This window comes from Corynebacterium imitans, assembly GCF_000739455.1.
GTDB lineage: Bacteria > Actinomycetota > Actinomycetes > Mycobacteriales > Mycobacteriaceae > Corynebacterium > Corynebacterium imitans.
The window spans coordinates 2,270,716-2,288,002 of record NZ_CP009211.1 but is presented as its reverse complement, the minus strand read 5'-3'; the positions used below and the strand labels follow the sequence as shown (position 1 = coordinate 2,288,002).

15 protein-coding genes and 1 pseudogene are annotated in these 17,287 nt (G+C 66.3%); 7 read left to right on the top strand and 9 right to left on the bottom strand.

Annotation, left to right across the window (positions count from 1 at the left end):
- The first annotated feature begins 77 nt into the window (after positions 1-77).
- On the top strand, positions 78-1,904 hold the full coding sequence (locus CIMIT_RS10685) for a phosphoenolpyruvate carboxykinase (GTP) (RefSeq protein ID WP_038592802.1): 1,827 nt from the start codon (positions 78-80) through the stop codon (positions 1,902-1,904).
- A 137-nt stretch (positions 1,905-2,041) separates the two neighbouring features.
- A complete protein-coding gene (locus CIMIT_RS10680; RefSeq protein WP_231910293.1) occupies positions 2,042-2,764 on the top strand; it encodes a hypothetical protein in 723 nt (240 codons plus the stop codon).
- Between the two features lie 294 nt (positions 2,765-3,058).
- Here CIMIT_RS10680 and CIMIT_RS10675 read toward each other — a convergent pair whose 3' ends face one another.
- On the bottom strand, positions 3,059-3,478 hold the full coding sequence (locus CIMIT_RS10675) for a hypothetical protein (protein ID WP_038592799.1): 420 nt from the start codon (positions 3,476-3,478) through the stop codon (positions 3,059-3,061).
- A 106-nt stretch (positions 3,479-3,584) separates the two neighbouring features.
- The gene (locus CIMIT_RS10670; RefSeq protein ID WP_038592796.1) at positions 3,585-4,334 is read right to left on the bottom strand and encodes a class I SAM-dependent methyltransferase; all 750 of its coding nucleotides are present in this window, start codon (positions 4,332-4,334) and stop codon (positions 3,585-3,587) included.
- A 4-nt stretch (positions 4,335-4,338) separates the two neighbouring features.
- Here CIMIT_RS10670 and CIMIT_RS10665 point away from each other — a divergent pair, with 4 nt between their 5' ends.
- Positions 4,339-5,421: a glycosyltransferase family 4 protein gene (locus CIMIT_RS10665; RefSeq protein WP_038592783.1), complete on the top strand. Its 1,083-nt coding sequence runs from the start codon at positions 4,339-4,341 to the stop codon at positions 5,419-5,421.
- Here CIMIT_RS10665 and CIMIT_RS10660 read toward each other — a convergent pair.
- A complete protein-coding gene (locus CIMIT_RS10660) occupies positions 5,418-5,873 on the bottom strand; it encodes a DIP1984 family protein (protein WP_038592780.1) in 456 nt (151 codons plus the stop codon). The genes CIMIT_RS10665 and CIMIT_RS10660 overlap by 4 nt on opposite strands.
- A 352-nt stretch (positions 5,874-6,225) precedes the next feature.
- The gene (locus tag CIMIT_RS10655; RefSeq protein ID WP_038592777.1) at positions 6,226-6,471 is read right to left on the bottom strand and encodes a three-helix bundle dimerization domain-containing protein; all 246 of its coding nucleotides are present in this window, start codon (positions 6,469-6,471) and stop codon (positions 6,226-6,228) included.
- Positions 6,472-6,704: 233 nt separating this feature from the next.
- On the opposite strand from CIMIT_RS10655, the gene CIMIT_RS12660 reads away from it, so the two are divergent.
- Positions 6,705-7,172, top strand: a complete 468-nt coding sequence (locus CIMIT_RS12660) for a hypothetical protein (RefSeq protein ID WP_144311853.1) — start codon at positions 6,705-6,707, stop codon at positions 7,170-7,172.
- On the opposite strand, the gene CIMIT_RS10650 is transcribed toward CIMIT_RS12660, so the two are convergent.
- The gene (locus CIMIT_RS10650; RefSeq protein WP_038592774.1) at positions 7,097-8,536 is read right to left on the bottom strand and encodes a hypothetical protein; all 1,440 of its coding nucleotides are present in this window, start codon (positions 8,534-8,536) and stop codon (positions 7,097-7,099) included. The two genes, CIMIT_RS12660 and CIMIT_RS10650, sit on opposite strands and share 76 nt — an antisense overlap.
- Entirely contained in the window at positions 8,520-9,245 is a 726-nt protein-coding gene (locus CIMIT_RS13015) for a porin PorA family protein (RefSeq protein WP_038592771.1), read from the bottom strand. The genes CIMIT_RS10650 and CIMIT_RS13015 overlap by 17 nt, the downstream gene beginning before the upstream one ends.
- Here CIMIT_RS13015 and CIMIT_RS12455 point away from each other — a divergent pair.
- Positions 9,222-10,145: pseudogene (locus CIMIT_RS12455) on the top strand (acyltransferase family protein); the annotation flags it as partial. The gene CIMIT_RS13015 and the pseudogene CIMIT_RS12455 overlap by 24 nt on opposite strands.
- Before the next feature lie 59 nt (positions 10,146-10,204).
- Here CIMIT_RS12455 and CIMIT_RS13080 read toward each other — a convergent pair.
- Together CIMIT_RS13080 and CIMIT_RS10630 are read right to left on the bottom strand one after the other, a co-directional pair.
- Positions 10,205-13,225 (bottom strand): alpha-(1->3)-arabinofuranosyltransferase domain-containing protein, encoded by a 3,021-nt coding sequence (locus tag CIMIT_RS13080; RefSeq protein ID WP_038592765.1) that lies wholly within the window; start codon positions 13,223-13,225, stop codon positions 10,205-10,207.
- A 3-nt stretch (positions 13,226-13,228) separates the two neighbouring features.
- Positions 13,229-13,438, bottom strand: coding sequence for a DUF2613 family protein (locus CIMIT_RS10630; RefSeq protein WP_038592762.1), 210 nt, complete (start codon positions 13,436-13,438; stop codon positions 13,229-13,231).
- A 67-nt stretch (positions 13,439-13,505) separates the two neighbouring features.
- Here CIMIT_RS10630 and CIMIT_RS10625 point away from each other — a divergent pair, with 67 nt between their 5' ends.
- The gene (locus tag CIMIT_RS10625) at positions 13,506-14,714 is read left to right on the top strand and encodes a glycoside hydrolase family 3 N-terminal domain-containing protein (protein WP_038594744.1); all 1,209 of its coding nucleotides are present in this window, start codon (positions 13,506-13,508) and stop codon (positions 14,712-14,714) included.
- 22 nt (positions 14,715-14,736) lie between these two features.
- A complete protein-coding gene (locus tag CIMIT_RS10620) occupies positions 14,737-16,419 on the top strand; it encodes a VanW family protein (RefSeq protein ID WP_231910292.1) in 1,683 nt (560 codons plus the stop codon).
- Here the strand turns inward: CIMIT_RS10620 and CIMIT_RS10615 are convergent.
- Positions 16,416-17,252, bottom strand: coding sequence for an esterase/lipase family protein (locus tag CIMIT_RS10615; protein ID WP_084674426.1), 837 nt, complete (start codon positions 17,250-17,252; stop codon positions 16,416-16,418). The two genes, CIMIT_RS10620 and CIMIT_RS10615, sit on opposite strands and share 4 nt — an antisense overlap.
- Positions 17,253-17,287: the final 35 nt, after the last annotated feature.

Here is a 17,287-nt window from a genome sequence, read left to right as displayed (position 1 = left end):
GGCGTATTTCAGATACTCTGGAAATCCCGAGGATATGTGCGGGAACATACGCGGACGAAAACTATGAAGGAGAGCACATGACCACTGCCGTACAACGCTTGGAAGGCCCGGCTCTGACCGATAATGAAGAACTTATTGCTTGGGTAAACGAGGCTGTCGAACTCTTCCAGCCCGACAAGGTGGTTTTCGCCGATGGTTCCCAGGAGGAATGGGACCGTCTCGCCGCAGAGCTGGTGGAGAAGGGCACCCTGATCAAGCTCAACGAGGAGAAGCGCCCGAACTCCTTCCTGGCCCGCTCTAACCCGTCTGACGTTGCCCGCGTGGAGTCCCGCACCTTCATTGCCACCGAGGAGGAAGAGGGCGCTGGCCCCACCAACAACTGGATGAAGCCGTCCGCGCTCAAGGAAGAGATGACGGAGCACTTCTCCGGTTCCATGAAGGGCCGCACCATGTACGTCGTGCCCTTCTGCATGGGCCCGATCAGCGACCCGGACCCGAAGCTGGGCGTGCAGCTGACAGACTCCGCTTACGTGGTCATGTCCATGCGCGTGATGACCCGTATGGGCCAGGAAGCTCTGGACAAGATTCAGGGCGATAAGTTCGTCCACTGTCTGCACTCCGTCGGTGCACCGCTGGCTGAGGGCGAAGAGGACGTCGCCTGGCCGTGCAATGACACGAAGTACATCTCCCAGTTCCCCGAGACCAAGGAGATCTGGTCCTACGGCTCCGGCTACGGCGGCAACGCCATCCTGGCCAAGAAGTGCTACGCCCTGCGCATTGCTTCCGTGATGGGGAAGGAAGAGGGCTGGATGGCTGAGCACATGCTCATCCTCAAGCTGACCAGCCCGGAGGGCAAGAACTACTACATCGCGGGTGCGTTCCCGTCTGCATGTGGCAAGACCAACCTGGCCATGATCACCCCGTCGCTGGAGGGCTGGACTGCGGAGGTCGTCGGCGACGATATTGCGTGGCTGCACCTGAAGGAGGACGGCCTGTACGCCGTCAACCCGGAGAACGGCTTCTTCGGCGTCGCCCCGGGTACGAACTACAAGTCCAACCCGATCGCCATGCGCACCATGGAACCGGGCAACACCCTGTTCACCAACGTCGCGCTGACCGATGATGGTGACGTGTGGTGGGAGGACATGGACGGCGAGGCGCCGGAGCACCTCATCGACTGGCGCGGCAACGACTGGACCCCGGCGTCCAGCGAGAAGGCTGCACACCCGAACTCCCGTTACTGCGTGGCCATCGAGCAGTGCCCGACTGCAGCCCCCGAGTTCGACGATTGGAAGGGCGTCAAGCTCGACGCGATCCTGTTCGGCGGTCGCCGCCCGGACACCGTCCCGCTTGTCACCCAGGCCCTGAGCTGGGAGCACGGCACCCTGATCGGCGCGATGCTCGCCTCCGGCCAGACCGCCGCCTCCGCTGAGGCCAAGGTTGGCTCCCTGCGTCACGACCCGATGGCGATGCTGCCGTTCATCGGCTACAACGTCGGCGACTACTTCCAGAACTGGCTGGACATGGGCGAGCGCGGCGGCGACCGTCTGCCGTCCATCTTCCTGGTCAACTGGTTCCGCCGCGGTGAGGACGGCCGCTTCCTGTGGCCGGGCTTCGGCGACAACTCCCGCGTTTTGAAGTGGATCGTCGACCGTATCGAGGGCAAGGTCGACGCGGACCAGACCCCGGTGGGCAACACCGCCAAGGTGGAGGACCTGGACCTGACCGGCCTGGATACCCCAGTCGAGGACGTCAAGGAAGCCCTGTACCCGGATCCGGAGCTGTGGGCACACGATGTGGAAGACGCCCGCGAGTACCTCGAGGGCCTCGGCTCCCGCGTGCCGAAGGAGCTCTTCGACCAGCTCGACCAGCTCTCCGAGCGCGTGAAGGCAGCACGCTCCTAACTTGCTGATACAAAAAGGCCCGCCAGGTGGCGGGCCTTTTGTTGTGCGAGTTTCGCGGCGGGGCGTTGACTTTTGATCACATCCCTGGGCACTTCACTTGGGCTGTTCTACATCATTACTGTGGCAGTATTCAAGTTATGAAATCAGTCACGAGGGATGCGGTAGTTGGTGCCCTGGGGGCAGCTCGGATGGCCCCATATCTTTCTGCTGCAGACGGCAACAAGAAAAGGGCTCTTGCGCTGTATCGGTGGAGTGTCGAGTTGGGGGCATCGGTTCAAGTAACATTGGGCATTACTGAGGTACTTGTTCGCAACGCGATGAATGAGAAGTTGCAGGAGTGGAACCGTCGGGAAACCGGTAATCCTAGTTGGATTCTCGACGCTCCGGCTTCCCCGCTGAGAGGCCTTACTCAAGGCAAGCGACGAGAGGCGTTGAGACGAGCGAGGAAGTCTGCGGGCAATCGTTCGATGGATCATCCTCGCTATGGGGCTGAGATTACGCATGATGATGCATTGGTGAACACCATGTTTGGGATGTGGAAAGACATTCTCCCTAACCATCACCCTGATGCTGATCCGGAGAAGAGAGAGAACAGGAATCGTGTTCGGATGTGGGAAGAAGCGCTAGAAGCAGCGTTTCCGTATGAATTAGATCCTGACGGGCACACGACGTACTGGAGAGTAGCCCACCTTCATTTGCTGCGTAATCGAGTGTCGCACATGGATAGTTTGCTCAATGTTGACGTGCTCGATGTGATTGGTGACGCTTTTTCGCTGGTTGGGAGCATAGACCCAGTTCTCGAGCAGTGGCTCACGGGCACGAGCACCGTCAAGAAAATTTACTCGGCCCGCCCCCAGTAGAGAAAAAGGAAAAGCCTACCGGCGCAAATTGTCCTGTAGACCTTTCCTCACTCATAGCGAGGGACCTTGTCCTCACTTTCTCTACCGCCATTTTACCCATGGAAAGGTTCAACGCAAGTTACCCAAGGATCAAACATCGCTCTGGTAGACGGTGTGTGCGGCCTAAAGAGTCGACTGCTAAGAAACCACGCGATCGTGATGTATCGCCGCGTCGTGCTGGCAGATCCCACAAGTTCGGAAGTGAAGACGGACTGCCGTGTCACGATGCTCCTTGTACGTCGTTACTGCTCGACGCTATTGCACAGTGATGGTGACAACTTGTGGTGCTTCGAAGCTCTTTACTATCGCGTGGCCTTCCAACTGCCTCTTACCGGAGGAAAGGGCAACGGCGTTAGAACAGGACGCGTCAATGCGTTCTTCGCCTGGCTTGAGCTCCCAGTAGTAGACGGAATTCTTGTCGGTGTAGTGCACTTTTTCCTGGCGCAGGCCTCCAAGTTGGCATACACCTGCTGACTTTCCATCTACCGTGACGACCTGGATTACAGACTTCTCGCCGCGGGGCTCTACGGTCGGTGCCTTCGAGGAAGATCCCCCAACCTCGATAGCTGTCACAATGTAAACCAGCGCAATCACGCTGGCCAGAAGCGCTCCTACAGTTTGCAGGGTGAAAGGCAATTGCTTCATGGCGGCTTGAACTTGGGATGGGAGTTGCATTGCTGTCCTTCTCTTTAGGGGGATCATCGATACGGGCTGCCACTGTCGGCCGTATCAAGGTGATTATCCACCAAGTACCCGGTAAGAGCAATGGAGTCTGGCGAACCTACCCCCGCAGCACGAGCACCAGGTTCGATACCGCGAACTCGCGTAGCACCGGCACGCGCGTGAACCACCACGCCCAGTGCGGGTGGTAGCGCGGGAAGGCGGTGAGCAACCGTCCGGTCGACTCCGCCCACGTCAGCCCCTCGCGGGCGGAGACCGCGAACAGGGAGGTGCCCCACACGTTCTTGGGTGGTGTTCCGTGTTTCCGCTCGTACCGACGCCGGGCGAACTCGCCGCCGACGTAGTGTTCCCACAGCCCGGTCTCGTGGCCGCCGAAGGGGCCCAGCCACACGGTGTAAGACAGCACGACCAGCCCGCCGGGTTTTACCACGCGCAGCATCTCCTCGCCCATGGCGCGCCAGTTGGGGATGTGTTCGGCCACGTTGGAGGAGTAGACGAGGTCGAAGGAGCCATCGGCAAAAGGTAAGTGTGTCCCGTCCCCGCGCACCGCGCCGTAGCCGGAAAGCCCCGCTGCGGAAAGCTCGGAGACATCCGGTTCCATGCCGACGTAGAAGGTGTCGGCGAACGCGTCGGCGAAGTAGCCGGGCCCGCCGCCGACGTCGAGCACAGCACGGCCGGTGAGGCCGGATGGGCTGGGACAGGTGGTGTCCTGCCACAGGGCGTCGAGAAGTGAGCGGGTGTCGCGCGCCAAGCCGGAGTAGAACACGGCGGGGCGGAACTGCTCGTAGGTGAACGAGCGCAGAAGGCGCAGCGAACGTGTCAACGTGGCGAGGCGGCGGGTACGGTACATAGCAATGAAGATACTGCTGATGTGCTGGCGCGACTCCACCCACCCGCAGGGCGGCGGCAGCGAACGCTACCTGGAGCGCGTCGGCGAGTACCTCGCGGCGCAGGGCCACGAGGTCGTTTTTCGCACCTCCAGCCACACCGACGCGCCACGGCGCAGCACGCGCGGCGGCATCCGCTTCGAGCGTGCCGGGGGCAAGTACGGCGTATATGTTCTGGCGCCGCTGTCTATTTGGCGCAACCGGCCGGACGTGATCGTGGATACGCAGAACGGGATTCCGTTTTTCGCGCGCCTGTTTACGCGCCGGCCGGTCGTGCTGCTTACGCACCACTGCCATAAGGATCAGTGGCCGGTGGCGGGCCCGATTATCGGGCGGTTGGGCTGGTTTTTGGAGTCCAAGGTCGCGCCGCGGGTGTATCGGGGCGCGCGGTACGTGACGGTGGGGGAGGCGTCGAGAAGCGATCTGGTTGCGCTCGGCGTGGACGCGGGCGACATCGCGATCGTGGAAAACGGCGTGGACCCTATCCCGGACGCGCTGCCCGTGGTGCCAGACGACGGGAAGGTGCACGTGGTGACCCTGTCGCGGCTGGTGCCGCACAAGCGCATCGAGCACGCGATCGATGCGATCGCTGGGCGCGAAGATGTGGTGTTAGACATCATCGGCTCCGGCTGGTGGGAGGACCGCTTGCGCGAATACGCGGCGGACCGGCCCGAGATCCGCTTCCACGGGCACGTCAACGACGCCTACAAGCACGCCCTGCTCTCTCGCGCGGCGCTGCACCTCATGCCGAGCGCGAAGGAGGGGTGGGGCATCGCGGTCGTGGAGGCGGCAGCGCACGGCGTGCCGACTATCGGCTACCGCAGCGCCGGCGGCGTCAATGACTCCATCATCGATGGGGACACCGGCGTGCTCGTGGACACGAAGGCGCAGTTCAGCCAGGCGGTGGAGCGTTTGCTTGCCGACGCCAACCTGCGCCACCGGCTCGGCACCGCCGCCAAAGCGCGCGCGGGCGAGTACTCCTGGGAGGCGACCGGGGCGAAGTTCGCTGCGGTGCTGGATGACGTGGTTGGCGACGCGGCGGGGCGCTAGCGCAGCTCTGTCGACCAGTTCAGCTGCTGAATCTTCGTATCCAACTGGCGGTACTCCTTGGAGGCGGCGTCCGCCATCTTGCGCAGCGCGGCCGCATCCACGGTGGGTACGTAACGCACCTCGGAACGCGAGTAGCGGTCCATCCGCGCCGTCGCCGAGTCCGCGACCGCGGAGTAGAAGCGGCCCGCGCGGACCAGCGCGTCGCGGCGTGCGATCGCGTCGGTTAGCGTGGCGTCGCCCTCGAAAGGCGTGACCGAGTTGGTGTGGTTGATGCGGCGCACCAACACCTCAATCTGCTCCAGCACGTGCGCTGCCTCTTTGAGCAGCTCGGCTGGGTCCTCGGCGGGCTCGTCGCCCTCCTGTACGCGCGCCTGCTCAACCAGGCGGGAGCGCAGCTCGTCTAGGCGGTGCTGCGCCTCGGCGCGTTGTGCGAGTGCTTCTGCAAGCAACATGGTGGCCCCTTTCCTCCTGCTAAAAGGTATGCGTCCCCGTATCCCAACCCTCACGGGCCCCAGGGGCGGGCGCGCCTTCCAACACTTCGGTGATACTCAATTATTTGTGCGTTCCCTTCTCGGGAGTGCGCGTGTACTCGATGCAGGCCGGGTGCTTTGTACAGGGGTAGCCCGTCGGCGAAGGGCCTGATCAGAGTCGCCAGCCATTGCCCGGACTGGCGCGGGTGAGTGTTCGCTAAGACGCACGCCGCGGGTCCCGGGTGTTCCCGCTACCGACAGCATGATGGGCACAAGCATAACAAAACCGCGGCCGCCGCTTCATGGGAAGCAGCGGCCGCGGGGGGTAAAAAACTTAGGCTGCGGTGGCCGGCCACAGATTGCCGGAGCGCAGGCGCGCGCTCATCTCTGCCTCTACCAGGACCGGAATGAAGTGGTCCAGGGTGGCGCTACGGCGGTGGGCCCTGAGGACCGAGTCAAAGGCGTCGCCGATCTCATCGGCGGGGAACTCGCCAGACCACTCGGCGATCAGGTCCTCGCGGATATTGCGCAGTGCGCGCTCGCGGATGATGGAAAAGTCGATGTTGTTGATGTCCTGCATGATGTGCTCCTTATTTCGAGGTAGTTCCCCCGGACTACCGGGTATGTAACCTTTTGTTCATCTGAAGTTAACTTTAGCCATGGCGTGCGGATGGTGCAAGGGTTTCAATGATTGGACTTTGTCATTAATTGGTACGCGCCCACTAATGACGCTAATAGTGCAGGTAAAGAGGTTTTCTGCTACGGCCGAATTTTATGAATAAAAATAGAAGTGAGTGTTGTTACGCTTGTGGTATGACGAAGCTCGAACGTTACCGCAGGGTAAACGGCGTCCCTTTGGCCGTTCTGATAGTGGCCACGGTGCTGGTGGTGCCCCTCGTAGGTGGATTTCGCCCCGATCCGTTCAGCTGGATTCTGCTGGCCTGCTTCGCCGGGTACGCCTTCTTCTACGCGCGGATCACCCTGCACGTGTGTGTGGACGACGCTGCGCTGCATCTACGCCTCGCAGGGCGCGAAACCGCAATCCCGCTTGCGCGCGTCACCGACGTTGAAGCGGCAGGTCCGCAACCGAGCGTGTGGTTGTGGATGTTCTTCCCACCGCACGTAAGCGGCCCACGGGAGGTCGACGGCGCTGAGTGCTACTCCGTTGGCGGCCCGACAGTACGGATTAATACCCTAGACGGCGACTACGCCGTGTCCGTGCCTGATCCCGAGACCTTCGCCGCCGAACTCCGCGAGCGCCTGAACGCAGCGAGCGCGTAGCCCAGCGCAGCTAAGTAACCGGCGAAAAGCACTAGGCCCGCCGGCGGAAGGCCGCGCGCGGGAGCGCCTGTGTCCAGCACCCGCCCGTCCGGGTAGACCACGAGTCCGATCTCCAGCTCTCGCAGCCGCGCCCGATTCACCGGCTCCTGCGAAACGGCCTCGTGCGCTGCGAGCCATCGGGGAGAGGGCGGGTCGACGAGTACGCCGTCGACAAGCAAGGCCCCGGACTCCACGACATTCATCTGCTTCGGCGCAGGGTCCACTGTCGGCTCGCCGCGCACGAGCGTAAGCGGGGCGCGCTCGGCGAAGTAGACGTCCCGGCCCGCGTGCGCGACCACCGGTGCGTCCACCGCGACCGGCCGCAGCTTCTCGACGACCACCGCACCGTCCGGCACCTGCAACAGCGCACACGCGAGCGCGGCCGCGGCGCGACGCGGAGTAAGCGCCCCCGCCGCCGCGACGAAGGCCGGGATGGCAAGGATGAGCCACTTCTGCGCGTCGCGGATAAGCCCGCCGCCGGGTACGTGTGTGACCAGAGGTTCGGTAATACCCGCCCAGGACGCGAGCGCGACCGCAAAACCCACCCCGGCCAAGGTGAGCCAGCGCCGCGGAACCGCGCGCCAGCCCAGCGCGAGCAGGAAAAACAGCGGGATGCCGAACAGCGCAAAGCCCACCGCGCGCGAGCCCGGGACCGCCGCCGAATTCCAAATACCGCCCAGTCCCATGAGCGCACCGAGCGTGCCCACGTACTGCTCTGCCCGCGGCGCAAACGCGGCGGCGCTTTCGGCCGTGGCGGTCCCACCACCGGTGGCGAGCACACCCGCCACCACCCACGGGGCGCAGGCCAGCACCGCGACGACCACGCCTGCCCGGTTGCGCACGAAGCAGGCCGCGGCGAGCGCACCAGTCGGGGTCAGCGAGGCCGCCCACTGCGCCAGGGGGCTGGCGCGCCCGCCGAGCGCGACCAGGGGCACAAGCCACGCCGCTACGGCAAGGGACCACTGGCCCTGCAGGAAGCGCTCGATAACGAAGGGGTTCCACACCGCCACCGTCATCGCCGCCGCCTTGCCCAGCGGGTGGGGGCCCAGCCGGTAGCCGGCAAACGCGGCAGTACAAGCCGCGCCAACGATGAGGACGCGGACAAAGAAAACAGGGAACGGGATCAGCCCTAGCAGCGCGTCCTGGGGCACGTTGCGTGCGGGCAGATCACCAAAGCCGAGGGAGGCGCGGGTGAGCGCCATGTCTGTCAGCACCATCATGTCGCGCAGCGCAAACGCCTCGCCCGGCAGGAAAAACGGCCAGGTCAGGCCAAGTACCAGCAGGGTGCCGTAGGCAGGCAGCAGGTATTTAGTTGCGCCGCGCAAGGAGCACCAACGCCCAAATAAGGGCAACCACCGCGATCAGCCGGGTCACCAGCGCCATGATCTGTAAGGCCCGCAGCCAGGCGACCTTCCCGCGGGTGGTATCGACCGCGTCCGCTTTGGAGTCCTCGCTGAGTGTCCAGACGCCGGAGGAAAGGGACCACGATTCGTCGACAAGCATGCCGGTGCGCCGCTCGACATTGATGGTGCGCTGGGCGTCGTCGGGAAGCGTGGCGCGATACTGGTAAGTCTCCAGCCCGCCGACCGAGCCCGGGCCGAGGTAATCCAGCGGCACCGTGGTCTGCGAGCGCGGGTCGAAGTACGGGTAGGAGCGGCGCTCCGGGCGGTACGGCAGGTACACGCCGACGCCGTGGCGATCCTTTTCCGGAAACGCGGTGGTCGGGTTGATGCGGAAGGAATCGGTGTACGCCTCGGGGCCGTCCTGCTCGGTGGTGAGCGTGTAGACGTCCTTGTCCTTGCCGGTGTCGGGGTCCTGTTCAGTGGATTTCTCCAGCGTGGTCGTGCGCGTGAACTGCTCGCCCCCGGGGCCGTCGAAGCGCATGGACTGCGTGCCTATCTCGAGCGGGCGCTGGAAGGCGATGACGATGGGGGAAGCGAGGTTGCACGCCAGCGCGACGACCACGATGCCGGCGGCCCACGCCAGCTTGCGCTTCTTTACAATGTCCACATCGAACAGCTCACCGAAACCCACACCAGAAACTCTAACCTACTGCCAGAACTCGAGGGCCTGCGCGGCGTCGCCGCCCTCGGGATCCTCACCACGCACGTCGCCTTCCAGACCGCGAACGACTCGCCGCTGCTCGCGCGTTTCGACTACTTCGTCGCCGTCTTCTACGCACTCTCCGCGTTCGTGCTCGCCCGCCGCGGGCCGCGCCCCGGCTACTTCGCGCGCCGGGTTGCCCGCATCGTGCCCGCGTACGTGGTGTGCGTGGCGGTCGTGCTGCTCGCGCTGCCCGCGCTGAGTGGGGTGAGCGCTGCTCAAGCGGTGGCCAACCTGCTCATGGTGCAGATCTACGTGCCAGACGGCCTCATCGCCGGGCTGACCCAGCTGTGGTCGCTGTGCGTGGAGGTGGCGTTCTACCTGGTCCTGCCGCTCTACCTTGCGCGAAGCGGGCGGGCGCGGTGGCTGGTGCTCGTCCTCGCGGTGGTCGTCGGGCTGGCGTGGCCGTGGGTAATCGAGCCGTTTTCCGATCCCGAGGTGGTCAACCTGCAGATCTGGCCGCCGTCCTATACCCCCTGGTTCGCCGTCGGGCTCGCGTGCGCCGAACTCGAGCGCGCCGGCGTGCGCTACCGCGGACCACGCTGGCCCTTCCCGCTGCTCGCCATGCCAGTGGCGTGGCTCGCCGGCGTCGTCGGCCCGGAGGGGCTGATCCACCCCACCCCGGCCGAGTTCAACGTGCGCGTCCTGCTCGGCACACTTTTTGCCGCCCTGTTCGTCGTGCCGTACGCGCTCGGGCCCCGCGAGCACGGCACGCTCTTATCATCGCGGCCCGCGCTCCTGGCCGGGCGCTGGTCCTACTCCGTGTTCCTGTGGCACATGGCGGTACTCGACCTGGTCTTCCCCGTGCTCGGGGTGCCCGTCTTCGGCGGCAACTTCGCGCTAGTCTTCATCGTGACTGCTGCGACGAGCCTGGTCGTGGGCTACATCTCCTACGAGTTGGTGGAGGTCCCCGGCGCGCGACTAGTGCGCGCAGTGCTGTCGCGGCGCGATGTATCCCGGTCCGGCCACGCCAGGCACGCCACCGCGAAGCAACCGGCGAGCGGGAGCAGCGTGGAGCCCGCATAGCTTGCCGACGGCCACGGGGCCCGCGCCAGCACCAGCCCTGAAACCACCAGCGCGCCCGAGGACAACCAGCTGGCAGGCAGGAGCGTGAAGCGCCGGATCGCCCACGCACTTGCGGCGGCGATCAGTCCGGTGACAGGGCCCGCGGCGATGGCGGCGAGCAGTGGTGCGGCACGGTCAAGGCGGGGAAGCTCCTGGGGCACGAGGAGCTCATCATCCCGCCGTCGCGACACGACGATCAGGCAGGCAAGCGCGACCAGCGCGGAAAACGCACCGCCGGCGAGCAGCGAGTTCCGGTACGCCGCCTCGCCGGCGAAGTGCATGCGGAACTCGCCGGATGCTCCGGCGGGGAGGGTGAAGGCCTGGGTTGCGGCGTCGATACGCGTGGGCTCGAGCGCTTGACCGCCGACGGTGGCGCGCAGCCCGGCGTTGAAGGCGCGGGTGGTGATGATGGTGCGCGGGTGGCCGGCAGGTGCGATGGTGGCGGGAAGCGCCTCCCACGCGGCGGTGGGTACGCGGTCGCGGGAAAGCGTGATCGTCTCGCGGCGGGTAAACAGCTCGTGGGTGCCTGCGGGCAGCTCGACTTCGCCTGCGGCGTGGCGGGTGCCGTCGATGGTGGCGGGCGCGCTTAAGCGCCACGTGGCATCGATGGCGGTGGTGAAGCGGCGTTGGATGACCTGCGTGTCGGGGAAGTGGCGCTGGAAGAAATACGTATCGGCGGTGCCCTCGACCTCCACGATGCGGGATAGGCCCGCGTCCACCTCGGCGATGCCGACGCGCTCGGTCAACTCGATCCGCGTGGTGCCCGGGGCGCGAATGGTGCGCGGCTCGCCCGCGACGAGGGTGACGCGGCGCTCTGGCCCGCCGGACAGTGTGACGACGGTATCCCGCGTCGCAGTAATCGTGAGCCGCTCAGCCACGGGCGGGACCTCGATCCAAGGGCCGCGATCGCCCGGCGCGGGCCACCACGCGGTCTCGGCAAGCCCGTCGAAGGCGCTGGTCAGCGACGCGCCGGGCACCGCACCGCCGAACGCCCCCGCGTCTGCCGCCGAGGAGGAGGCGTGCGCCCGCCCGCCGTCTTCAGCCACGGCCACGCGCGTGCCTGCCGACGGGTAGTCGGGCAGTCGGTTGCCTACGTTGCCGCCCTCACCTTCGGCGAGGTGCGCGGATTGCGCGCCGTGGAGTGTGCCGTAGTTGCGCTCGGCAAGTGCGGGGGTGTCGGTGATGATGTCCGGTTGGGCCTGCTTATCGACGAGCCGTGCCGGAAAATACCCGTACTCAGCCCACAGCAGCGGGAGCACTTCGCCGCCGCCGTCAACGGTCACTGGTGCTGCGTCCGTGATCATGGCGTCGCGGGTGGGTTCGAGCAGGTAGATGTCCACGCCGGAGCCGGAGTCTTCGCGGAAGCTGGCGGCGGGCTCACCCAAGTTGCGTGCGGCATAATCGGCGGCGTGGGGTTCGGCGCCCTCGAGGTCGTGGCGGACGACCACCGCGCCGACGCCGATGGCGCGTAGCGCCTCCGGATCGACCGCGCGGACCTGGCCGTCGAGGCCGCGGATGGCTTCCGGCTCGACGAGAGGGACGGCGTCGCGGAAGGCGAAGCGGGTACTCGTCAGCGCCTGGATCGGCTCGTCGCGGGTCCAGCCCCAGTCTTGGCGGGCAAAAGAAGACGCCGGCACGACGAGGGTGCGGGTGCCCGCGGCGTGCTCGTCGAGCCACTCGCCCGCGGCGACCCACTGCGGGGGGATTTCTGTCCACGTGCCCTCCGGCAGCAGGCGCAGCGACCACGCCGGGGCCACGGCGACCGCACCCGCGAGCACCACGCCCGCGGCCCGAGGGCGGTCGACGCGGGCAAAGAGGTGACCCACTCCCATGACCAAGGGAAGGCGGACGAGCGGGTCGAATTTGTGGAGGTTGCGGAAGGGGGCGAGTGGGCCGTCGAAAAGCGGGGCGAAAAAGTGCGCTGAGCACAACAGCGCGAATCCGCAGGCGAGCATGACCACCCACACACCGCGCCACGGGGTGCGGCAGGCAAGGCCGGCCAGGCCGAAGGCGGCGATGAGCGCGGTGGCCAACACGAAGACGGGCTCTCCGACGAGTAAGGCGCCGGCGGTGCGCTCCGTATCGACGAAGGGGGCCCAGCTGGTGGTGCCGCGCAGGACTTCGATGGGGTTGAGCCAGGCGGTGGTGACGGCGGCGGATTCGATGAACTCGGTAAATGGTGGCGAGTAGCGGCCGAGTACGAGCAGTGGGCCGATCCACCACGCCGAGACTGCCGCCGCGCCGAGGGCGAACTGGGTGGCCTGGGCAAAGGCGCGGTGGTAGAGCAGAAAGATGAGTGCTGGCAGGCAGGCGGCGATGGTAGCGGTGGCGTTGACCGCGCCCATCGCGGCAACCGCCAGCACGGCACCGCTGATGCGCGGGCGGGCCCGGGGCAGTGGGATGAGCGTCCACGGCACGAGCGCAACCGGCCAGGCTTCCGAGGAGATCGCGGTGAGTGTGGTGAGGATGCGCGGCGAGAGCGCGTACAGCATGGCGGCGCTGACCTGCGGCAGCGTCCCGCGCACGCCCGTGCGGCGCGCGAGGATGAGCGCACCCGAGTACGCCAGGCATAGCAAAAGCGTCCACCACGCGCGCTGCGCGAGCCACTCCGGCACACCGAGCGTGTTTGCCAGCAGGAAGAAGGGGCCCTGCGGGAAGAGGTACCCATAAGCCTGGTTCTGCACCTGGCCCAAGGGGAACTCGTCCGTATACGCGTGGGTGGCGCGGGAAAGAAAGCGCGCCGGGTCGACGAACAGGTTGAGCTTGGTGTCCGCGGCGACCTCGCCTGGCGGTTGGAACAACGCGGTGCAGGCCAGCAGCAGCCAGCCGACGACGTGCGCGCGCAAGGGCTACTCCCGGGAGCCGTACTCCGGCCCGCCGAGCACAGCCTCATCTGCCGTGACGGCACCGCCCTGCGGCACGGTGCTCTGCCCGGAGACAGCCGCCACGCCGAGCACCCCGGCCACACCCAGGACCACCCCGACGACGGCGGAGGCGAGCACCGGGTTCGCCGCACGGCGCGGCAACGACGCTGGCAGGTTGAATACTCGGTGGGACATGGGCGAAAGCCTACCAGCAGGACTACACTAGTAGCGTTTTCGCAGAACAAGTAGAGGGGGTGTGTCCGTGGCACGGGAACTACAACCAGCGCTTAAACCGGCCCAATGGCGGGCGGTGGCGCTCACCGTCGGCGGCCTTGTCGTCGCGGCGCTCCTCGCCTTCTCTTTAAGCTCGCGCGTGCCCAGCGAGCCGGAGTCACCCCAGGTCGCAGCGCCCGCCCCGCCGCCACCGGCTGCACCGCCCGCGCCGCCAGCACCGCCAGCGCCGAACCCCGCCCAGCAGCGGGTGCCACAAGACCTGCGCGCCAAGGTGGCCTCGCTGATGGTGGTGGGCGTGAGCAACGAGCGGCAGGCGCGAGCAGCTTTGGATCAGGGCGTCGGCGGGCTGATCATCCCCAGCTGGGCGGACCCGGCGCTGCTGACCGCCGAGGGCCACAACATCGACGCGCTGCGCGCCGAGTACCGCTACCCGTTTTCCGTCGCCATCGACTTCGAGGGCGGGCGCGTGCAGCGCCATACCGACGTGCTCGGCCAGTTCATGGCCCCGCGCGAGCTGGCCACCCGCCCGCCCGAGGTGATCCAAGGCACCGGCTACGACATCGGACGGGCCCTGCGCACCCGCGGCGTGAACGTGGATTACGCCCCGCTTTTGGATCTCGACGTCACCGGGCTCGCCATCGTCGGCGACCGCGCCTTCAGCGGCCACCCCGAGGAAGTCGTGCGGGTCGGCACCCTCTTCGCGCAAGGGCTTATCGACGCCCACGTCACCCCCACCTTCAAACACTTCCCCGGCCACGGCCGCGCCTCGGGCGACACGCACCACGAACTTGCCGTCACCCCGCCGCTGGACCAGGTACGCGAACTGGACATGCGCCCCTTCGGCCCATTACTTGCCCGCTTCCCGCACGCCAGCGTGATGATGGGGCACATGATCGTGCCCGGGATGGGGCCTGAGGGCGTGCCCAGCTCGCTGAATCCTGAGGCCTACCGCATTCTGCGCGAGGGTGACTACCCGGGCGGGGAGCCGTTCGGCGGCGTGGTGGTCACCGACGATTTGTCCGGCATGCGCGGAATCTTGGACTACGCGCCGACCCCGGAAGCGGTCAAGCTCGCCATCGCTGCTGGTGCCGACCAGGCGCTGTGGTCCTCCGGGGCGGATATCCCGCACGTTATTGATGTGGTGGTCGCCGCTGTGGAGTCAGGGGAGCTGCCCGAGGCGCGCGTCGACGAGGCTGCGGTGCGCACCCAGCAGCAGTTACTCGACGTCGGATTATAGCGGCCTGTGTACCCTGTGTGAGGTGAGTACTTCCCATCGGCAAAAGTCCCGGGGCCGCGCGGGCACGATCGCGCTCGGCACCGTTCTCGGCCTGCTCGCAGTCGTCTTGGCCATCTACCTGGCGGACTTGGCGCTCAACCGCGGCAACGTCCCACGCGGGACCACCGTGGGCGGCGTCGCCATCGGCGGGATGTCCCCCGACGAGGCCAGCGAGCACCTCAAAGAGGAGCTCGGCGGGGTAGCAGGCACGCCGGTAGAGATCAGCGCCGCAGGCAAGCGCGCGCAGCTCGTGCCCGCCAACGCGGGGTTAGACATTGACTGGCAAGGCACGGTGGACGCCGCCGGTATCCAGTCCGCCAACCCCATCCCGCGACTGGTAGGACTGTTCCGGACGCACGAAGTAGAGGCGCAGAGCAGTGTTGACGAGGCCAAGCTGCGCCCGGAGCTCGCCCGCGTGCAGGACGAGCTCTACCTCGCCCCGAAAGACGGCAGCATCCACATCGAAGGCGGTAAGGCCGAAGTGAAGGACCCGGAGTTGGGCCAAGAGGTCAACCCGGGCACGCTGCGCGAGGCCGTGACCAGCAACTGGCTCGACCCCGAGGGCGTCGAGATCACACCAGATCCCGTGCAGCCCGCGATCAACGACGAGGTGATCAAGGAGGCGATGGATGGGCCGGTGAAAACGGCGCTGTCCGGACCGCTGACCGTCAACGGCCGCGAGGACGCAACCGCCGAGATCCCAGCCGCGCGCATCGGCGAGGTCGTAGAATTTCCCAACGTGGAAGGCGCGATCGTGCCCAAGGTGCACCGCGACGTCGCGGGCGCCATCCTGGGCGAAACACTCGTCGCCACCCAGGTCGAGATGCACAACGCCCGCGTACTCGAAGGCGGCGGGGTCGAGCCGTCTACCGACGGCATCGCCGTGGACTGGGACGCCACCTTCGCAGGATTCGAGGATCGCCTCCTGCGCGACGGCGAGCGCACCTGGGACGCAGACTACAAACCGGTCCCAGCGGACTTCACCACTGAGGAAGCCGAGAACGCCACGTTTGACCAGGAGGTCAGCTCCTTTTCCACCGGCGGCTTCTCCGGAGCTTCAGGCACCAACATCGCGCTCGTGGCCCAGACCGTCAACGGCGCGATTGTGAACCCCGGCGAGACCTTCTCCCTCAACGGCTACACCGGCCCGCGCGGCACAGCACAGGGGTACGTGGAATCCGGCATCATCATCAACGGTCGCTCCGGCATGGCCGTCGGCGGCGGCATCTCCCAGTTCGCCACCACCTTGTACAACGCCGCCTACTTCGGCGGCATGACCGACATCGCGCACACGCCGCACTCCTACTACATCTCCCGCTACCCGGCAGGCCGCGAAGCCACCGTCTACGAGGGCGCAATCGACCTGCAGTTCCGCAATGACTCGCCCACCCCGGTACGCATCCAGACGGGCGTTTCCGGCGGCGAGATCACCGTGCGCCTCATGGGCGTCAAACACGTCAACGTGGAGTCCTCCAACGGCGGGCGCTGGGCGCAGACCCAGCCCAACACCATCAACGCGGCCGGTGAGGGTTGCATCCCGTCGGGTGGCGCGCCGGGCTTTACCACCTCGGATACCCGCAGCATCTACGATCTTTCGGGCAACCTCATCGACCAGGAAACCCAAACCACGGTCTACGACCCCGAGCCGATCGTGAAGTGCGGCTAGCCCTCCTCCGCCCACGGGATGCGCGGCGGGGTATGCTCGCCGCGCTCGCGGGTGAGCCCCCACAAGGTGAGCTCGATAAACAGCGGGTCGCGCTCCATGAGCGCATGCCGCGGGGCGTAACCGCCGTAGGCCTCGGCGACGTTGATGTTGACCACATCCGCCCCGCTTACCGACGCGAGCATCGACGTCTCGTTCGGCGTCACCAGCACGTCCGCAGGCGAGTAGAGGGAGGTATAGACGATCTCCGGGTACGTATCCGGCACGTTGAGGTGGGTACGAACCCACGGCGAATCGGCTAACTGCTGGATCACGCCCGGCGAGGCGAGCGTGGAGGCCGCCCGCGGGTAGCGGGAAATCAGCGGTGCGAACCGAGTCGCCCGCCCGCGCACGTCTGTGCCGTGGAAGTTCGCGCCCATCGCTACCACGCGCCGCACCTTCGACGCACCCCCGTTGGCGATGAAGAGCTTGGTCATCAGCCCGCCCTGCGAGTGGGCGACTATGTCCAACTGCTCGGCCCCGGTCTGTTCCAATACGTGGTCGACGTTGGCGTGTACGTCCTCGATAATGCTGTCCAAGTTGCCCATGCCGTAGAAGCCGGGGGCGAACATGTCGCCGTAGTCGTAGCCCCAAACCCAGAAGCCCTCGTCGCGAAGCCGCTCCGCGTTCGGTCGGAAGGCGCGGCTGCGGCTGGTCACCCCGTGGATGAAGAGCACCGGGGACTCGTGGGTGGGGGCAAAGTCCGGGTCATTAAACGGCAGCGGCGGGCGGTTGCGCGCAGCCTGCACGGCACCGATCGCGGCCGAACCAGCAATCATCATGGTCGCAAGCTTCATAGCCCCCAGCATAAGGGAGCTGCTATGCTTGGCTA